At 42.5% G+C, this 17,107-nt stretch carries 14 protein-coding genes; 4 read left to right on the top strand and 10 right to left on the bottom strand.

The annotated features are described in order from the left end of the window. The 3 genes from BN338_RS08790 to BN338_RS08805 form a co-directional block, all read right to left on the bottom strand. Nucleotides 1–461: Rha family transcriptional regulator (locus BN338_RS08790; RefSeq protein WP_198003696.1), on the bottom strand; the 461-nt coding region annotated here is incomplete at its 3' end. 302 nt (nucleotides 462–763) lie between these two features. Next, nucleotides 764–1,027: a type II toxin-antitoxin system RelB/DinJ family antitoxin gene (locus BN338_RS08795; protein ID WP_039761127.1), complete on the bottom strand. Its 264-nt coding sequence runs from the start codon at nucleotides 1,025–1,027 to the stop codon at nucleotides 764–766. A 219-nt stretch (nucleotides 1,028–1,246) separates the two neighbouring features. Then, a complete protein-coding gene (locus BN338_RS08805) occupies nucleotides 1,247–1,447 on the bottom strand; it encodes a hypothetical protein (protein WP_039761226.1) in 201 nt (66 codons plus the stop codon). Between the two features lie 52 nt (nucleotides 1,448–1,499). Here BN338_RS08805 and BN338_RS08810 point away from each other — a divergent pair, with 52 nt between their 5' ends. Further along, nucleotides 1,500–1,808 (top strand): type II toxin-antitoxin system RelE/ParE family toxin, encoded by a 309-nt coding sequence (locus BN338_RS08810; protein ID WP_039761131.1) that lies wholly within the window; start codon nucleotides 1,500–1,502, stop codon nucleotides 1,806–1,808. Continuing rightward, on the top strand, nucleotides 1,789–2,082 hold the full coding sequence (locus BN338_RS08815) for an addiction module antidote protein (RefSeq protein WP_039761133.1): 294 nt from the start codon (nucleotides 1,789–1,791) through the stop codon (nucleotides 2,080–2,082). Before BN338_RS08810 ends, BN338_RS08815 begins: the two co-directional genes overlap by 20 nt. A gap of 5 nt (nucleotides 2,083–2,087) precedes the next feature. On the opposite strand, the gene BN338_RS08820 is transcribed toward BN338_RS08815, so the two are convergent. Beyond that, entirely contained in the window at nucleotides 2,088–2,765 is a 678-nt protein-coding gene (locus BN338_RS08820) for a lysozyme (protein WP_039761135.1), read from the bottom strand. Nucleotides 2,766–2,852: 87 nt separating this feature from the next. Between BN338_RS08820 and BN338_RS08825 the strand changes: the two genes are divergently transcribed. Beyond that, a complete protein-coding gene (locus tag BN338_RS08825) occupies nucleotides 2,853–3,131 on the top strand; it encodes a type II toxin-antitoxin system RelE/ParE family toxin (RefSeq protein ID WP_039761137.1) in 279 nt (92 codons plus the stop codon). A gap of 10 nt (nucleotides 3,132–3,141) precedes the next feature. Beyond that, nucleotides 3,142–3,420 carry a HigA family addiction module antitoxin gene (locus tag BN338_RS08830; RefSeq protein WP_083868463.1) on the top strand — a complete coding sequence of 93 codons (279 nt, stop codon included), beginning with the start codon at nucleotides 3,142–3,144 and terminating at the stop codon, nucleotides 3,418–3,420. Nucleotides 3,421–3,478: 58 nt separating this feature from the next. Here the strand turns inward: BN338_RS08830 and BN338_RS10880 are convergent, their stop codons facing one another. The 6 genes from BN338_RS10880 to BN338_RS08860 all read right to left on the bottom strand — a co-directional run. Next, nucleotides 3,479–5,272 (bottom strand): tail fiber protein, encoded by a 1,794-nt coding sequence (locus tag BN338_RS10880; protein WP_051018524.1) that lies wholly within the window; start codon nucleotides 5,270–5,272, stop codon nucleotides 3,479–3,481. A gap of 19 nt (nucleotides 5,273–5,291) precedes the next feature. After that, complete coding sequence (locus tag BN338_RS08840; protein ID WP_039761139.1) at nucleotides 5,292–11,123, bottom strand: hypothetical protein; 5,832 nt, start codon at nucleotides 11,121–11,123, stop codon at nucleotides 5,292–5,294. Then, a complete protein-coding gene (locus BN338_RS08845) occupies nucleotides 11,113–13,545 on the bottom strand; it encodes a glycosyl hydrolase 108 family protein (protein ID WP_039761144.1) in 2,433 nt (810 codons plus the stop codon). Before BN338_RS08845 ends, BN338_RS08840 begins: the two co-directional genes overlap by 11 nt. Further along, nucleotides 13,545–14,099, bottom strand: a complete 555-nt coding sequence (locus BN338_RS08850; protein ID WP_039761146.1) for a virion core protein, T7 gp14 family — start codon at nucleotides 14,097–14,099, stop codon at nucleotides 13,545–13,547. Before BN338_RS08850 ends, BN338_RS08845 begins: the two co-directional genes overlap by 1 nt. 12 nt (nucleotides 14,100–14,111) lie before the next feature. Beyond that, nucleotides 14,112–16,436, bottom strand: a complete 2,325-nt coding sequence (locus BN338_RS08855) for a phage tail protein (RefSeq protein ID WP_039761148.1) — start codon at nucleotides 16,434–16,436, stop codon at nucleotides 14,112–14,114. Nucleotides 16,437–16,445: 9 nt separating this feature from the next. After that, nucleotides 16,446–17,107 (bottom strand): phage connector family protein (locus BN338_RS08860; protein WP_210160963.1); only part of this gene is annotated, 662 nt, incomplete at its 5' end.

Raw genomic sequence — 17,107 nt, forward strand, 5'->3', positions numbered from 1 at the left:
TCATAAGCTACAGCTTTAGGTTTCAAGTCTGCAATCACTTCATCCTTCTTAGCGCTTTCCTCTTGCAAGTGCGTAACAACACCAAGGATTAACTTTGGGTCGGAGTAGTCAACTGCTAAGCTTTGAGACTTTATTGCTTTCTCCATTTCGTTGAATTGAGCAATATAAGCCAACTTGAATTTGAGAGCTTTCTCTCCTGTAAATCCCATTGCCAAAAGCGTGAACCCATCACGGTCCATGTTGTAAGCTTTTGAAGAAATTTCACCACGACCTAGCGGAGAATCTCGGAAAACCTCTGTCTGCTCAAAATTGAGCCGACAGCCATTTGCGGTTAATCCTTCTATATCTCTTATTATATTTTTATGTTGTTTTCCAAAATATTCAGCCACGTCTTTGCTATTAGCAAACACTTTGCCATTCTGAATAAATACAATTGGAACTGAATTGATATTATGAGCCATGTGGTATCTCCGTAAATATTAATGTTTTCTACTAAGACAACCCTAAAGTTGCCGGGCGCTAGAAAACACGGTTACGAAGACCCGTCGTTATGCTTTTCCCATAAAGGGTATTGTATAGCATAACTACACCCGACAAAGACTACTAATGCACCAAAGTGTGCATAGAGTCAAAAATTATCATGGGGAAAGATCATTTCGGTAATCTATCCGCTTCGTATTTAAAAGTGTTTTCTAGGCACTTGCCCTAAGGAATCATATTAAAAAACATTTGTCAATAAGTTTTTTGGAAAAAGTTTCGGTACTCAATCTTCCGCATTCAAATCTGCCATGAGCTCTTCTACAGTCTCAAACTGTGGTAGATCACCTTTTTCAACTTCAGCAAAAGCTGCTAATGTTTTAGCATTCGGTTGAAACAATGCCTGCGGAATAACTTTATCTTGTGCAATACGGGTCATTAACACCCTCACCACATCACTAACTGATAAACCAGATTCCTTGATAACCTGAGTAGCAGCAATTTGGACATGTTTAGGAACCCGTACCTGAATGACATGGCTGCTAGCCATGATAATCTTCCTTCAGAAAACATTACATTGTCACTACAATATAATACAGTTTAGGTGTATTGGCAATGGATAGAACGTCTTGTTCCATTCTAGACCCACCCGCAAAGCTTAGCGCCGTAGGTGTTGTGTTTTAAGATCTGACGGGCTAAAGGAAGGCTCATATTATTCACGTCCTTTGCCGTTGGATAAATCGGCACCCACCCTATACAAGAAGAGCCCCTATTTGCCACGCACCCATTTAGAAAGGCTAAAGCGCACACTATGATCATCACTTTGATCAATTTCATGATCAACCTCCAGTCTTGTTTGTGCTGCCTTTAAATCAGCATGCAGTTGCTTATTTCGCTCTTTATCTCGTCCAAGTTTGAAGACCTTGAGCAAAGCCATAAAAAAAGCGGCCAATGCCGCACCCGTTAGCATAAGATAGTTTTTCACTTGATTTGAACCTTATCCTATTTCATAAGTTGTCATGATGATTAAAATAAAACAGACTGAAATTTTCGAAAAATGGTTTGATCTCCTTAAGGATAGAAAAGCAAAACAAAAAATTGCTGTACGCCTTACTCGCTTAGAAGCAGGCTTATTAGGTGATATTAAGTTTTTTGGTAAAATAGGCGAAATAAGAATTAATTATGGTCCAGGATATCGAATTTACTTCCTTAAAAAAGGTGATGAGGTTATTATCTTATTATGCGGTGGGGACAAGTCAACACAGAAAAAGGATATCCAAAACGCTATGGAATTAGCTAAGGAGATTAAAAATGAAGATCACTCCCTTTGATTCAAGTAAGTTCTTTACAAGCAAAGCCGCACAAAATGAGCTTTTAAAAGATGCTTTTGAAAGTGGTGACAGTCGTTATATTGCTCATGCTCTTGGCGTTATAGCTCGCGCAAAAGGCATGACAGATATTTCACAAAAAACAGGTTTAACACGCGAATCTCTTTATCGTTCTCTAAGCAAAAAAGGCGACCCCCGCCTCTCTACACTTATGGGGATCGTCCATGCGCTTGGCCTTGAACTACGCATTCAACATCAAAAACACGTTGATCATTAATACTATTACGCTTCTTTTAATCGTTTCATTGTTGCCCAAAGCCCAAAACAAACACCTGCAAGTGTTAAGGCGAGAAACACGTAGCGCATCATATTCAAGCTATCCACATAAGGCTCTATCTGATGAGCCGCCTCAGAACATGTTGATCCCAAAATCCCGACACCTGCAACAATGGCAGACTTTCCTTCTCTTGTCTTATGAAGACGTTCAGGCTTAACTTCTGCACACTCAACGCCCTGTGAGGCAACAAAGGAACCCTTAGACCACAAACCGATTTCAGCCGCACGACGATTAATCAAGCCCTGCGCCCTCTCCCCTGCTGAATAGACCCACCGGTGAAACTGTGCAGGCACACTATCATAATCACCCTGATTGAGTTTCTGAACTAAGGTAGAGGCTTTGAAAGCGCTCACACCAATATTGAAAGCAAGAGAAACAAGGGCGGCAAATTGGTTGTCGTTTAAATCGACCTTGATTGTCTCATAAACAGTCTTTTCAAAGCCTTTGAGGTCCTCTTTTAAGAGAGTATCAGCTTGATTTTTTGTGATGATATCACCCTCCTTGACACCAGCTGTATGTCCATAACCAATGGTCCAAACACCCGCAATATCTTGGTAAGCCTCAAGCCGTAAACCTTCCCACTGCTTGAGAGCCTCAATTCCGTCTTGACTGATTTTACGCATAAAGATCTCCTTTCTGGAATGAAATTTTCTTGATTATATTAAGGTAAAAGTGTATAGTGTATCGCTACAGTAGTCAGGGGATTTAGAGTGATTATTAGCTTTAGACATAAAGGATTGAAGACATTTTACGAAACTGGCTCAACAAAAGGTATTCAGGTAAAGCATGCCCGAAAGCTTCAATATATTCTGGCAATCCTAGATGCGGCTGAAGATGTGAACGACGTGACATTTCCTAGCTTTCGTCTACATTCCCTACAAGGTGACTTAAAAGATCATTGGTCAATTCATGTAAATGGGAACTGGCGCGTTACATTTAGATTTGTAGGAAAAGATATTGAGCTTGTTGATTACCAAGATTATCACTAGGAGAGAAATTATGATGCACAATCACCCCCATCCCGGCTTTATCTTACGCGATGAAGTTATCGAAGAACTTGGTTTAACAGTGAGTGAAGCTGCACAACGCTTGGCAATGTCACGCGCTTCCTTATCACGAATTGTCAATGGACATGCAGGAATTTCAACAGACTTAGCCATTCGCCTTGAAATGGCTGGTATAAGTACAGCACGTGCATGGCTTTCCTTGCAAACAAACTTTAATCTTTGGCAAGCAAAACAACGCAAGCAACCCCATATAGAGCGTTTAGTGGCATAAAACCTACAAAAGCGGAATATCTAAATGTTAATGACTAAAAACGAATGTGGGGCAAACACTAATATTTAACACAATAGAGAACCGCATAGTTCACTGGACGGCTTTCTTTGCCACCAGTTTTAGTAATATTAATGCTATGTGTGTGATTACCATTTTTGTTGGTCAAGAAATCTACATCATTACCAGCAAAACGTACACTGCTTCCAGCATTTACCCAATAATACTTACCTCCGTTTCTGTAAACATGGCTATGCTCACCATTTTCTGAACAATTTGCCCCGTGATCATGACTCAAATTCGCACTCTTTTGCCATGATGCAAACTTTCTATTTGATGTTTCATCGAGATTTTTATCATGATCCCACCCACGTAAGAATTGCCCACGAAAATCTGGAAGATTGAAGGTTTTTGACTGATCATCACCCCCCCATAAAGTACCGATTACGGCAAACAGATTAGCATATTCCGTTCGAGATAATGCGCGTCCATCACATTCAAACCACCCATCCGGTGCTTTCGGTGCCGCAAAAGCACTGATCATACCGGTAGGAGAATCTCCTTGAGTCGTTCCAACTTTTTCCCACCCGTGGTGCGTACACACCATAAGAGCATTACTGGTTGTATTGAAATATAAATCACCAAACTGAAGTGGCGTTTCGTCATTACGACTTATCGGATTTCTCTCTTGAGCACCTTGATAAATCTTTGCAAAATTGTGGATACCTGTCACATTTTCTGCAACCGTATTGAGAGCATCAGTAACTTTGACAACCTTTGTAATACTACCAAGACACTTGCCCACAGCCGTTATGGTCTCTTGATTTTTATGAACCTCTTTTACGTGATCTTTGATTTCAGAAACATTTTTAACACTTTCAATGGAGTGTGCAACACGAAGAACATCGTCCATGTTTTCAGAAACAATATCCACTTTCTCTATGTGTTCTGAGACAGCCTTCACATGATCAATATGTTCTGCAGTGGTTACAACCTTTTTAATATCTGCGGCTACGGTATTTACACTTGCTATGTTTTGAGAGACGATATCCACATGATTAATGTTTCCAGAAACAATATCCACTTTCTCTACATGTTCTGAGACAGCCTTCACATGATCAATGTGTTCTGCAGTGAGTGCAACCTTTTCAATATCTGCAGCTACAGTCTCTACCTTAGCGATATTTTGAGAGACGATATTCACATGATCAATATGTTCTGCAGTGATCACAACCTTTTCAATATCTGCGGCGACAGTATCTATCTTGGCTATATTGTTAGAGACAATATCTACGTGATCAATATGTCCAGAAACGGTCTTAATTTCTTCAATATGAGCCGCATCCGTTTCGATTTGCTTTATCGCATCGGCGACGATATTGAGCGCCCCTAGATGATTTGCCATCACGTGAACATCAGCGACAATATCATCTGGATTTATATTGCTTGTAATGGGCACTTTGGGTGCACGACTTATTTGTTCTGCCAATTGTTGAATTTGAATGGTTAATCGATCAAGCCCTGTATTGATAACATCGGGATAAAAACCGCCTTGGTTTGTAAGCTCAATCGGCTGTAAATTGGGAATGTTCGACGTGATAACAAGCGAATGCCCCTTAGTCAAGGCTCCTTTCAGCAAAGTAATATGCCCACCTGCAGTACTATTCTGATTGGGGTTGAGCTCTACTTTATAATCAACACCAAGTTTGAGGAGCGTTTGCTTATTTTTAGCGACATCAAGCTGGAAGACTTGTAATTCTTTCTCATCAAAAACTTTGAACAAAAAAGGAAAGCTGTTGCTTAAACCATTACCCATAAACAAACCAGCCTTACGACCCGTGGAAGAAATAGTCATTTGATCACCTCAAGATTCATTATCGGCCTGTCACAAGCCCACGTCCAAAATCAAAAATATTTGCAGATTCTTTTCTGCCGCGCTCAATTTCTCTCATATAAGCAAAGGGCTTGCCAAAAGGCGCGATTGGAAGACCAGCCAATGTCTGAATCGCGGTGAAGAAGTCGCGCACATTCTTGCCGGTCACTTCTCGTTCAGGATCAATGAAGTTGCGCAATCCACGTGCCACACCCACCGTTGAATTTTCCATGGCAGCAAAGGAAGGGTTGGAAGCAAAACGCCCCTGATAACCTCCTCCCCTAAAACTATCCCACATCATATTGATGGCTGAACCTGCAACGGGAAGTTTGGCTAATTCTTGCTCAAAGATATCGGCAAAAAAGTAGCCCGCAAAATAAGTAAAGAGCTTTTCATCCACATCACGCTCTTTCCAAGAATTATTGAAAGTTCTCATAATAATGCCAGACGCTATTGCGGGAATAGCTGAGCCCATTAAAGCAATATGAAAGAGGCGTGGCGTGGCGTGAACAAGCCCTGCTTCTCTCACAGCTTTCCGCATCTCACTGCCTTGCAAATTGTACAGCATATTGAAATAACTGGTGAACTGGGTAAAGATGTTTACAGACGGTGTTGAGACTTGATAAGCCGCCATATCTTGCGGGGCAAAACTGTCTTGTGTCATGCGGACAGCCGCATCTGCTTGGGCAATAGCCTCCTTCTGTGCTGCTGCCTCATCAAGCCCCTTGCCTATTTTTTCAAGCACTTGCGTATAGGCACTATGCCAAACCACTAAATCCATTTTATTCTGCAAAGCCGTTTGCATAAAATAAGCGTTTCGCTTTAAAAAATGATCCATCTTTTGGAAAATATTGGGATTGAGCAGAATATCATTGCCTGCTTCATACAGCGTGTAAATTTGCTGTTTGAGACGGTTATCCATAAAATCAGACAGTTCACAAATTATACGAGCTGTCTCTTGAGGGGCTGCAAAAACGGTCCTAAAGCCCTCAACAAGATATTGGGGGCGGACTTTAATGGCTGCTGGAAAGATCCCTAAAACCTGCTGTGCAACATTGACAAAGTTTCCAAACATCAAGGCAGCACCCGTTCTTGATCTCACGGCTTTCATCACACTGTCTATCAAAGGATGTGCACCATTTTTGACAGCTTTTTGCGTAGCAACCCGCTCTAACCAGGGCATTAACACCCTCTCAAGCACTGAAGGATCAATGCGGTTCATTGTCTCCTTAAATTTTCTGTTATTGATAATTTTCAAGGCATCTTGAATAGCAGGCTGTACACAAGTAAAACGCACCACATCATCAATATGCTGTGCCATGAGACGTAAATCTAAGGAGAGTGGCTTATTGTACTCGACACGGGTTTTGGTAAAGCCAAGACCGGTTGAGGGAAGCGCATATCTAAAATCATCTTGCAGGCTCTCTAACGTCCCCTTTGACTCTTTTGGAACCATAAAAGGATCAGTCTTCGCTGGGACATACCCCCCCTTATATTCACCCCATGGAGTGCGTATGGGTGTCGCCTCTACTTCTTTAAAATGGTAGCCAAAAAGAGCATAATGCGTCTTTTGCGCCTCATGTTTCATGGATTCATTTAAATCCCACACTTTTTGCGCAAAATCAAAATCTGCTTTGGTCAGATAACCCTCATGAATCATACGAGCTTGAAACGTCTGCCACCTCTCACTCTTGAGTGTTTTATCTAAGTTAAGCTCTCCCCATTCGCGCCCAAGTAAAAGCTTGCGCATATTACTCTCATTCCCCGTATGGAGAAGCGCCCCTAAAAGCTCTGCTTTATCCTTAAAAATATAACCAAGCTCATATGCCTCAATCTTTCCCTTCGGCAAATCGAGGCTTTTTAAACTTTCAATATAGTGCTGAACTTTTTCATTTCGTGCACTCGTATAGCGATCAACGGCTTGTATAACTGGGCGTACAAGTTTTTCCGTGAAAAATCGTTGCCCCACTTTATGGGATCCATCCATTAAATCAGCCCAATGCTCAACGCGAACCATGGCAGCACGTAAACCACCAAAGAGACGTTTCTTCTTCTCAAAATCCGTGGCGGCACGTGTGGTGCCCATTTCCTTGTCTTTAAGCCCAAGATCATTCATCTGTTCAACCAGATGATCAACCACATCACTCACAAATTCTGATTTACCCTCAATTTGAATCATCTTATCGCGCCGTGATTGGTGCCAAAGAGCATTCACAGCCTCACGCATGATTCTAAAATCTTCCACCGTCATGGAAGGATATTTTGTTTTCTCAAGCGTTGCAGTGAGAACTTTTGGCAAAATCTCTTCATAGAGAGCAGGATTATATTCTTTGATATGGACAAGAAAATCTTCTGGCGTCTGTTTCCTTTCCGCTAAACCAAAAAAGCTAAGAACAGAGCGTGCGGCATTGACGTACCCCATATCACGGGTCTTAGCAAGCTTCTTATCTGGGGAAAAAATCTTCTTAAAGTTCTTCAGCCCTTTATCGATTTCTTGTTTTATTTCTCCTGCTTCACGGGCTAACTGATTGAGCAAAATCTGTTGGCGTTTCGCTTTCACAACACCTTCAACATCACCCTTGCGCATAGCTTCAAGAGCTTCTTTCGCCGCTCTTCTTTCTGCTAGGGTAAAATGATAGGGTCTTAAATCTTTAATCTTATGCTTGCTCAACACTCTTCTGGCAAACCGCTTTGTTCCTTGTGTAAAGACACGAAGAGGCACTCTAGATTGCTCCGCATGACGCAACTCGGTGGCAATCAACCGCGTGCGTAAATCATTGTGTAGGGCATTGTTAATGGCATCAGCATGGGCTTTTTCGTCAAAAAAGTCGCTGTGTTTTTCAATCATTTGGCGGTCAGTTTCAAGGTGTACAGCTTCTTTAAAGCTTGGCGCCTTTTGAATATCGGTAATCATCTCCTTAGCGGTTTTATATCCAAACATTTCGGCAATCACTTCAGCCGATATGCCCTCACGGGCAAGCATGCCATAGTGCCCATAACCAAGAGCTTTCTTCACAAAAATTCTGTTTTCTTTATTTGGATAGAGCGCCTCAACACTGTCAATAGAGAGTTTGAGCGGAGAAGCAACCTCAACAAGCTTTCCCTTCTCATTAAGCTCCTTGCCATATTTTAAAAAATTGATAGCTCGGTAAACGGGACGTTTCATCATTTCTTGTGTGACTTCTGCTTCCACCCTCTTTCTGGTTTCATCAGCACGGGCTTGAATTTTCTTGAGATGCCGACTTTTAGCTCCGCTCTCCCACCGCATAATATTGACATTTCTTTGGGCTAATTTTGTTGCGCCCGCCTCCTTTGCTTCCTTGTGTAATGCCAAATAATCTTGCCATTGCTCTGTGCTCATTCCTGAAATCTCTTGGCTTTCATAAAGGGGAATATCAAAGAAAGCACTCGCTTGGGTTATTTGATCTTCACCCGCAAGCATTCTATCCATAACACGACCAACTTCACTGGTCAGGAGAGGTAAATCTTTGCCGACTTCTTGACGGTAAGAGGTGTTTAAATCATCACGGATAGAGCGATAAACAGTGCGCAACCATGTGGCAAACTTATGAAACAATTTTTGAAGACCTGCATTTGGCGCTTTGTTTTCAGACAAATAAAGCTCAAAATTATAGGCAAATTGTTCATGGTAGGGACGTTGCTGTTCAAGCGAAAGACTCTTCCACGTTTCAAGATCTTTCACACCAAACCATTGGAGAAGCGTCTGCATATCCTCTTTAAGACGGTGTGGAACATCTTTCATGGCTGCTAAATCAGAATAAACAGTCAGAAAAAAATGCCCCGTCTCATGCAAAAATGTAGAATAATCCGCGTCTTTTGTTAAAAGTGTGGTGAAGGTAGTTGGGTCAAAGCCCCCACGATTCCCCTGAGAAAGCCCATAATTTTCCGCACCTTTTAAATCTTTTTTGCCAAAAGGGGATTGCACGCCATACAGATAGCGCTCATAAAACGCGCTTGGCATTATATTAAGCTCTTTGGCTTGCGTTGTGATAAAGCTTTTCACAAGGCTGGCAAAAGCCTTTGATGCCTCATGGGAATAAATGCGGGTGTCTTTTATCTTGTTTAAGAAGTGCTTTTCCACTTCTTTGGCATCACGGGAAAAATTTTCCTCTTGAAGCATGGTTTTAGCAAGATCTTCTACAGCCTTGTCAAAATGCTCTTGTTGCTCATCAAGAAAACTCTTTGCCTCTGCGCTACTCATGGCTTCTGGATCAAGGCGTACATGATCAATAAGTCCTGCACCCAAATCAGTCGCAGCCATTTGAGAGGCATATTTTTCCGTGGGAATGACAATGTCACCACCCGTATCAAGCGCCAATTCCAATTGTTCTCCTACTTCAGGCAAAAGCCCTTTCAGTTCCGCATGGCTTATGCCCTTTTGGTTCAAAACGGCATTGAAGTGAGCCGCATCAATATAAATATTTTCAGCACCCATATCTTTAGCCTGACCAGCCAAAACAGTTTCATAAGTATAAAGACTTCGATTTCTAACTTTGCTTTGCGCTGTCAACTTTGACAAATCATTGATAAAGCGCTTTTGACGTTGAGCCATATTGGCTCTTCCCGCATCATAAACAAATCGAGCACCCGCTGGAAAGGGTGCAAGAACAAGCATAGCAGAAGCTGTCTGCCCTGCTGTCTCAAGCAGTCTGTGCGCAATTTCTAAGCGCCCTTGCTCTGTTGCAAACAAACTTTCAATGTTTGAGGTTGCCTTCGCCGTCTCCACACCTAAAATCTGCGTTGCTTCCTGAGCAACATTGACACCCGTTTCAACGCCAACTGTCAGAGCTATATTCTTAGCAAAATTGACGGCAGCTTGGCGTGTTGTCAATTGGGTGAGATTGTTCTTAACGGTTTGCGCAACCAATTTTGAAAGTAAAGGGGTGAGAGGTTTAGATACAATCTTCAAGCCCCCAGCACCAACTGCTGTTCCAAGCAAGCCTATCCCCGCCGCAAAATACATTGCCTTTTCTTTTGGAACACCTGCCTCTATCATCTCATGGTAAGAGCTTCCATACATTTGTCTGTACATTTGTTCAACGTATGAAGCGGCAAATCCTGCACCAAAACTCAATGTCGCACTGGGGGCACTCGCTACTCCTGCACCTGCCACTGCACCTGCGGCCATTGTTGTTGTTCCAAGAGCAAAAGCTTCTGGAACGGGTTTCCATAATTGGGAAACAAACAAAGCAGCATTCTGCAAAAAACCATGGGGGGCACCAAGCTTTTGCAATTCTGCTTCTAATCTTTCACGGCGTTTTAAATCTTCATCTGTTGCCGTTCCTACTCCCTCTTTGTAATGGATTGCATTTAAATCAAACTCAATAGAACCAATATTCCACGCTCGAGCCCAGCCATCCAAAGTGCTTTCTGTCTGATGAAGGTTGCGAAGATCATCCTGGATTGTCGCGGCAAACCACGGGTCTTTTATCATTCGTCGTGTAAAAGCACTATAGGACGAAAAATTCTCTAAAACATATTCACGCTGCTTAAAACGCTCTAAATAATAGTCAAGATTATTGGCAATCGCTCTTGTTTCTAACCCCATCTTGGCACTTAAATCGCATATTTTCCCCGCTTTATCGGGCTCAATCTTGCAAGCTTGTGCCGCAACAATCTGTTCTTGCTCACTCCTATATTGCGCATAATTTGCAAGAATCTCTTTACCACTTAACCAATCATCGTCTAAAGAATCCTCATGTGTAGAAGAAAGAGAGAGAGTCTGGAGCTGTGAACTGTGAGAGGGAGCTTGTGGTGTCTCACCTTGGTGGGGAACAGTCAAAAGGCTTTGAGCGTCATTCTCATTTTCCATTATGAATCAGCCTCGCTTCTGCTAAATATTCGGTCAATTGGTCATATAATTCTTGGCGCCCGTACTCTTTTATTTTCTTCTTATTTCCCAATATTGACATGATCGCGAGCGCTTTCTCTGTAGCTACAAGCCCTAAATCTTCTAGAGTTTTTGTATATTCAAGGCGCTTTTCTAAGGGAATGTCTTTCAGATAAACCTTCGTTTTCGTGGATGCGAATGGGGGGAGAGCATGGACTGAAGAGGTCCACTCGGGTAAGAGTTTTGAAGGATATAAAATCACATCCCCCACAAAGAGTGCTGCGTTATTTAAAGAGTCTCTCAAATCTTGGTCATACTGTTTTGAGGCTTGATCACGCTTCTCCTGTGCAGGGTTTATTTCTACATACGCCTCTCTTAGCTTCTCATCGTTATCCTTCAATTGATATCTATGATATTCTGTAGCACCACCCAAAAATCTGCCATTCACTTTTATGGTATCGTTGAGAACCTGCTGCGTGACGGATTTAACAACTTCAGGGCTGAGTGGCATATTTTGCGAAGCCTGTTTCTTATAAAGTTCGTCTTGCAAGATTAATTCAAGATTCGCCCTATTTCTCTTATCTTTTTGTTTTGTCGGACCTACTAAATTATCAAGCCCATTGTCTACCAGAGCAACGGTAAGCGCTCTTTGGTCAATTTTCACACCCCCTACACCATTTCCACCCCCATAGCGTTCCATAAGCTTATTCATGGTGGCGCGTGTTAATTTATCTCCAAAGAGGTAGATACCATTATTTTTCAGTAAATCAGGATTGCTCACTAACCGTGACACCGTTTCTGGATCGTCCATTGTTGCAGAACCAAGTTGCAGTTTTACTCTGTCTTGCGGCATAAGCTGCGCCCAAACTTCAGGAGCGACATCTTTCCACCCATTGCGCTGCGAAAAAGCAGTTATAGCCGCTTGATTGTAATTTTCATCATAGGAAAGTTTTTGCTCTCTGAGCATATCCAAATAGCGCGTCTTCGTCTCATGCTCTGCTTTTTCCAGCATATCTGGCGTCCAGCCCTTTCGTTCACCATAGGCTCGAAGATCAGACAAAACGGAATAAAGCGGTTGCGAACGGGGCTGATTAAATTCATTTCTCTGCCCCGCAAACCTTAGCATTTCACGCAAAACGCCAACCCGCTTTGCCCACCCTTTTTGATATTTTCCATATTTTTCAGGATTTTGTTTTACGAGAGACTCGTAGTGATTTTGGCGTAAATCTAAAAACTTATTCGGGTCCCCCTCACTTTCTTTTAAAAGCTTGAGTGTCTTTTTAACCCCCATATTCACGGCTGTATCAAAGGCAATATAGCGGATTTCCTCTGGAAGATTATCAGCATTGAGAGGCAACCAATACTCTTTATAATAGATCTTTTTAATCTCTTCTTCTGTCAACTTTGAAACATCTGGAATTTCAGGGTGCGCTTTGGCATTAAGCCCCCAAAAACTAGGACTTCCAGAATCATTTTGAACATAAGATCTTCCTTCAAAATCCAAAGTCGCATTATAAGCCGTGTGAAAACTTGCCGGTAAAGCCTCTGTTGCCCGCGATACAAAACCCCTTGCGGTGTTAACAATTTGTTCTTTTTCGGCATTGGGTGCGAAAATTCTGTGTGCCTTCGTGTAAGAATCAAGATCCATTTTGCCTTCTGCATATTGGCTTTCCAAAAAATTTAACCCGTCCACATGGCGCCCTGCATCACTATATTTTTGCGCAATTTTAAGCACAATATCCGTCGTGAATTTTCTCTTCGCATTCTCAAAGGCAACTGTTCCTTTTGCATAGCCCTGCTGTTCTAACAAATCTTCATAAGTTTTGTCGGCAGCAACATAGTTCTTCACAAATTCTGGATGATCAAAATTCTTCGTCAATGCATTCAGATCAAAGCTTGAGACAGCTGTATCACTCAAAGCAGATATGTTTGCCTCTTTGGCTGCTGCACTGTATTTAAAACTTTCTCCCAAGGAATGCTTTGTTGCAAAATTATGCGTATCGACGAAAACAGATTGAGCTTTCATTTTAAAAAGGAATCTTTGACGTTCGTTATCGAGTTCCCCTTTAAAGCTATTGTTTGCATTTTGAATATCCGCTAACAACCCACCATATCCCTCAATCGCATTCTTCCCTTGCGTCAAGCTATATTCAGCACGCCTTTCATTCACATACATCAGATATTGGCTGAATTTTTCATTCACCCGTGCATCATCCAATTGATTTTGAAGTTTATTTTGCACACGGTATATTTCTGCACCGATATCTTGGAAAACATGCCCCAATTGACTGATCTGTTGCCCACCATCCCCCCCTGTGGATTGGATATGTCCGCTTGCTTGGATCTGCCCTTGTGTGGTCTGTGCCGCAACTTCTGGTGCGTTGAGAATAGGAACTTTAGCCATTAATATCCCCCATTTCCTCTATACCATTCATTGGCAAATATCTTTGCTGAACCGCCCAAAAAGGTTGTTATACCTGCAAATAAGGGATTAATGCCCTTTACGTTTGCTCTCGCACGCGTAGCGTTTATGCCCGCAATTGTGCCTGACATTTCAACACCCATTTTCTGCATATGTTTGGCTTCCACCGCTTGAACGGTGTTGCTATTGATTGTTAAAAGATCAATCTCCTTCATGAGTTCTGTTGTAGCTAAGATTTCAGCAGCACTTCCAACACCCGCTTTGACCCCGTTTGCTGCCAAATGCACCTTAGCAGCCCCATGCACTTGTCCCGCTTTCATACCATACTGCATTGCTTGCAATCGTCCCGCACGGTAGATCTGCATTGCTTGGCTCTCTAGCATCTTGGCATTGATCTTTGCCATGTCTTGATCAAACTCATAGCTCAGTGCTTGAGACTGGAACTGGTATTTCTGCTGTTTTGCCTGTGTATAAGCGCCTATGGCATTTATACCAGCACCAAAAAGGGATAAAATACCACCTACACCAAAGCTCATTGCCCTGCTCCTTTATCCACCTATTGAAACTTCTAGCGTCATGGAAACAATTGTGAGCGGCAAGGGATCTTTTTGACGAACAAAAACTTGCCCGCTATCCCCCCATTGCCCTAATATGGCGACTTCAATTTCTTGAGATTTTAATTCAGGAGGAAATCCGTAAGGCTCAATGCTACGCTGTTTATATTCCGATAATTTCCCCTTCAAGGGACCAACCCATAGCCCTGAAGATTGATAAACTCTCAACCACACACGATTAATATTTTTTTGACGCCCCTGACCAAATCCATCCATTTGAAGGGCGATAGGCAAAGTTTCAAGCTCACTCACATAGGGTAAACCAACATGAACAACGCCACTGGCATAATTAAGCCTTACAGCCCCATTTTTCACGACTTGCTCTGGGTGCACTGCCCCATCGGTGAGGATAGAAACCCGCTTTCCCTCTAAATGCTCTAATCCCAACATTTTCTTACGGGCAAACCAGTAGTCTTTTATTGGTGTGTTTTTGAAGGATTCCGGCAAAGCATGATCACACCGTGCAATCGCAACAGTCTTAGACTTCATCTCTAAAATATGAAAAACAAATTTTGTGCCCGTTTCATCATAGATGAAAAACGCATCCCCTCTCTCTGTTTGTTCTGGATAAGAAAAAAGGGGGCTTGAAGCCGTTATGGTTAAATTCCCACCATCTTCTTCTGCATTATCTTGAATTGTAATGGTTGTCTCTGTGCGGTTATAGCCCTCATAACTTAAACCACAGTCAACAAAGAAACTGTCTTTTACATCTGATATTTGACGTGTTTGCATACATTCAATAAAACGCACAAATTTGCCGTTTATAAAACGCTTGGTCACAACATATAAGACATCTTCAAAACCCTCGGAAACAACCGCTACACTCTCAAAAACCCCGTCTGTATCGTGGCGGTGAATGGCTGAGACTTGTTGCTCTGGAATATACGTCACCCCTAGCAACATACCATTGCTTGAAACTGCCCAAATAATAGGGTTAGGCGCCTTGGTATAAGCCATATCAACGATTTCTTTTCCATCAAATAAATGAGAAGAACGCAAGGTAAGATCACTGGTCACAAAACCATTGGACTGCCAATTGTAACCAATCTCGCGTAAATGTCCCCCACGGCTTTCCGCATAAATAGCTGTATTATTCACGATGACCGGCTGAACATTCGACGCCCCTATATAAGATTGTGGTCGTACTGAAATGGTCGTAGGCGTTATGGCGTCGGAATTCACTGAACTCACAAGCCATTCTGAAGACTCTGTTAAGAGCAACAATTGAGCTAAGGGTACAATATGCTTTATCGCACTTGCTTCTCGTGCTGCTACCTGTAAAGCAATACGGTCATTATCTCGCAAAGGAAGACCATAGCTCATATCGCTTTCAGTTCCTGATTTGGTCAGCCAAAATTTTTGCGGCTCATTCAGCGTCCCGGCAAACATGCGACGCTGTTCAAAATAGGAAACGGCACTAGGATAATGATTGACGCTTTCAAAAACTTCATCATAGGTTGGAGGAGTGATTGAAGCGTCTGGTTGAATATTATTATCGACAAAATTCAAATCCTGCGTAGTGCCGATAAAGCAAAAAATTCCTGCCTGCTTTTTATAGACATTATAGCGCGCAGCCTCAGGAACGGATTTCCATTGAAGCGTGTTTTTTGCGCCTTGAATATAAATATTGGTGCTGACACCGATTTCTTTGGAAGGCGTACTTTCTCCTATTCCATCCTTAGCAAGTGAGGTCACAACATAAATATTATCCTCATAAGTGTCTTGTGAAACCTTTGAAGAAGGGGGAACATACCGGGTGAGCACCAGCTCTTGTGGCGCGGCTAAGGGTGCTTTAAAATTTATGGCTTTAAATTCCCATTGCAAAGCGCCAAGCCGTCTTAGCTCACTGGGCGGGTGATGAGGGTGAACCATTGTTAAAACATCAGCCGATTGTACATAATGAATATCAAAAAGATCCGATTGCTTAAAGGGATTGGCTACTTCATAAGGCGTCCCATCTTCGTTTACCAAAGTGGCTCCCCGAGTGTGAAAACGAAAATAGCCCTCACCTATTTCAATCACCATGGTTTGGGTGGTGTTAAAGGTAAAGGGAATGATACGCACACGCTCATCGCTCTCTTTCACTTGGCGCACCATTTTAAAACCAGCACGATTCTTCACTGTTCCTTGTGGCTGAGCCAAAAAATTACGCATCATGGCTGCACCCGTTTGGAACTTGCTATCATCCAACCGTCCAAACATTTCTGGTGATATTTCTCCACTCCCAAAACTGCGCTGAAAAATCCGTGTATTCGACATGGGTCTCCCCTATCTTACAGCGATACTACTTGGAACTTGAGAGAGCGTAACCTTGCGCTGTGCGCTATCCACACTAACTGCTTTGAAGAAATACGCCATCATCATTTGCTCACAACGCTTAGCCTCTGCACGCCCACTCTCCCCCTTGATGATTGGACCCGCCAAGATCGAGGCTAAATGCCACACCAATGTTGTCGTGAATAAAGCACTAAATTTCGTCGTATCTTCAATGCGTGCTTGATAAATCAGCAAAGCTTTCTCTTGGTTACTATAGAGGACTAATCTTTCTTCTGAATCTGCCTCAATGGTATAGTCCTGTGGGCTGTAGCAAACATTTTTCCCATCAAACCCCACATAGCCTGTATCACTCACCGCGTCATTGGCAATGAGTGAGGTTGCCTTTAACAAATCATCTGGCACGGCATAAGCATATCTCCATTGCTGTATGGAAGTTTCTAATTGCGGTAAAAGCGCACGCTTGGTGGCAAAGCTCCAATTGTGCATTTCCAAAACATTATCGCGCGCCATGGGGTAATAGATTTTGCAAAGCTCTGCTTCAGCTGAACCCTCTGGTGGATTGATACTCGCAATATTAGGTGCTTGCCCCAAATGCGCCAAAGCCATATTACATATCTCAACCACAGACGCCATATCGTGACTCCCATAAAAAA

The organism is Bartonella queenslandensis AUST/NH15, from assembly GCF_000312585.1.
In the GTDB taxonomy this organism is placed as follows: Bacteria; Pseudomonadota; Alphaproteobacteria; order Rhizobiales; family Rhizobiaceae; genus Bartonella; species Bartonella queenslandensis_A.

Coding starts and splice junctions, on each gene's coding strand:
- BN338_RS08795 (WP_039761127.1), bottom strand. CDS start 1,027: ATGGCTAGCAGCCATGTCATTCAGGTACGGGTTCCTAAACATGTCCAA.
- BN338_RS08805 (WP_039761226.1), bottom strand. CDS start 1,447: ATGCTAACGGGTGCGGCATTGGCCGCTTTTTTTATGGCTTTGCTCAAG.
- BN338_RS08810 (WP_039761131.1), top strand. CDS start 1,500: ATGATTAAAATAAAACAGACTGAAATTTTCGAAAAATGGTTTGATCTC.
- BN338_RS08815 (WP_039761133.1), top strand. CDS start 1,789: ATGAAGATCACTCCCTTTGATTCAAGTAAGTTCTTTACAAGCAAAGCC.
- BN338_RS08820 (WP_039761135.1), bottom strand. CDS start 2,765: ATGCGTAAAATCAGTCAAGACGGAATTGAGGCTCTCAAGCAGTGGGAA.
- BN338_RS08830 (WP_083868463.1), top strand. CDS start 3,142: ATGATGCACAATCACCCCCATCCCGGCTTTATCTTACGCGATGAAGTT.
- BN338_RS10880 (WP_051018524.1), bottom strand. CDS start 5,272: ATGACTATTTCTTCCACGGGTCGTAAGGCTGGTTTGTTTATGGGTAAT.
- BN338_RS08840 (WP_039761139.1), bottom strand. CDS start 11,123: ATGGAAAATGAGAATGACGCTCAAAGCCTTTTGACTGTTCCCCACCAA.
- BN338_RS08845 (WP_039761144.1), bottom strand. CDS start 13,545: ATGGCTAAAGTTCCTATTCTCAACGCACCAGAAGTTGCGGCACAGACC.
- BN338_RS08850 (WP_039761146.1), bottom strand. CDS start 14,099: ATGAGCTTTGGTGTAGGTGGTATTTTATCCCTTTTTGGTGCTGGTATA.
- BN338_RS08855 (WP_039761148.1), bottom strand. CDS start 16,436: ATGTCGAATACACGGATTTTTCAGCGCAGTTTTGGGAGTGGAGAAATA.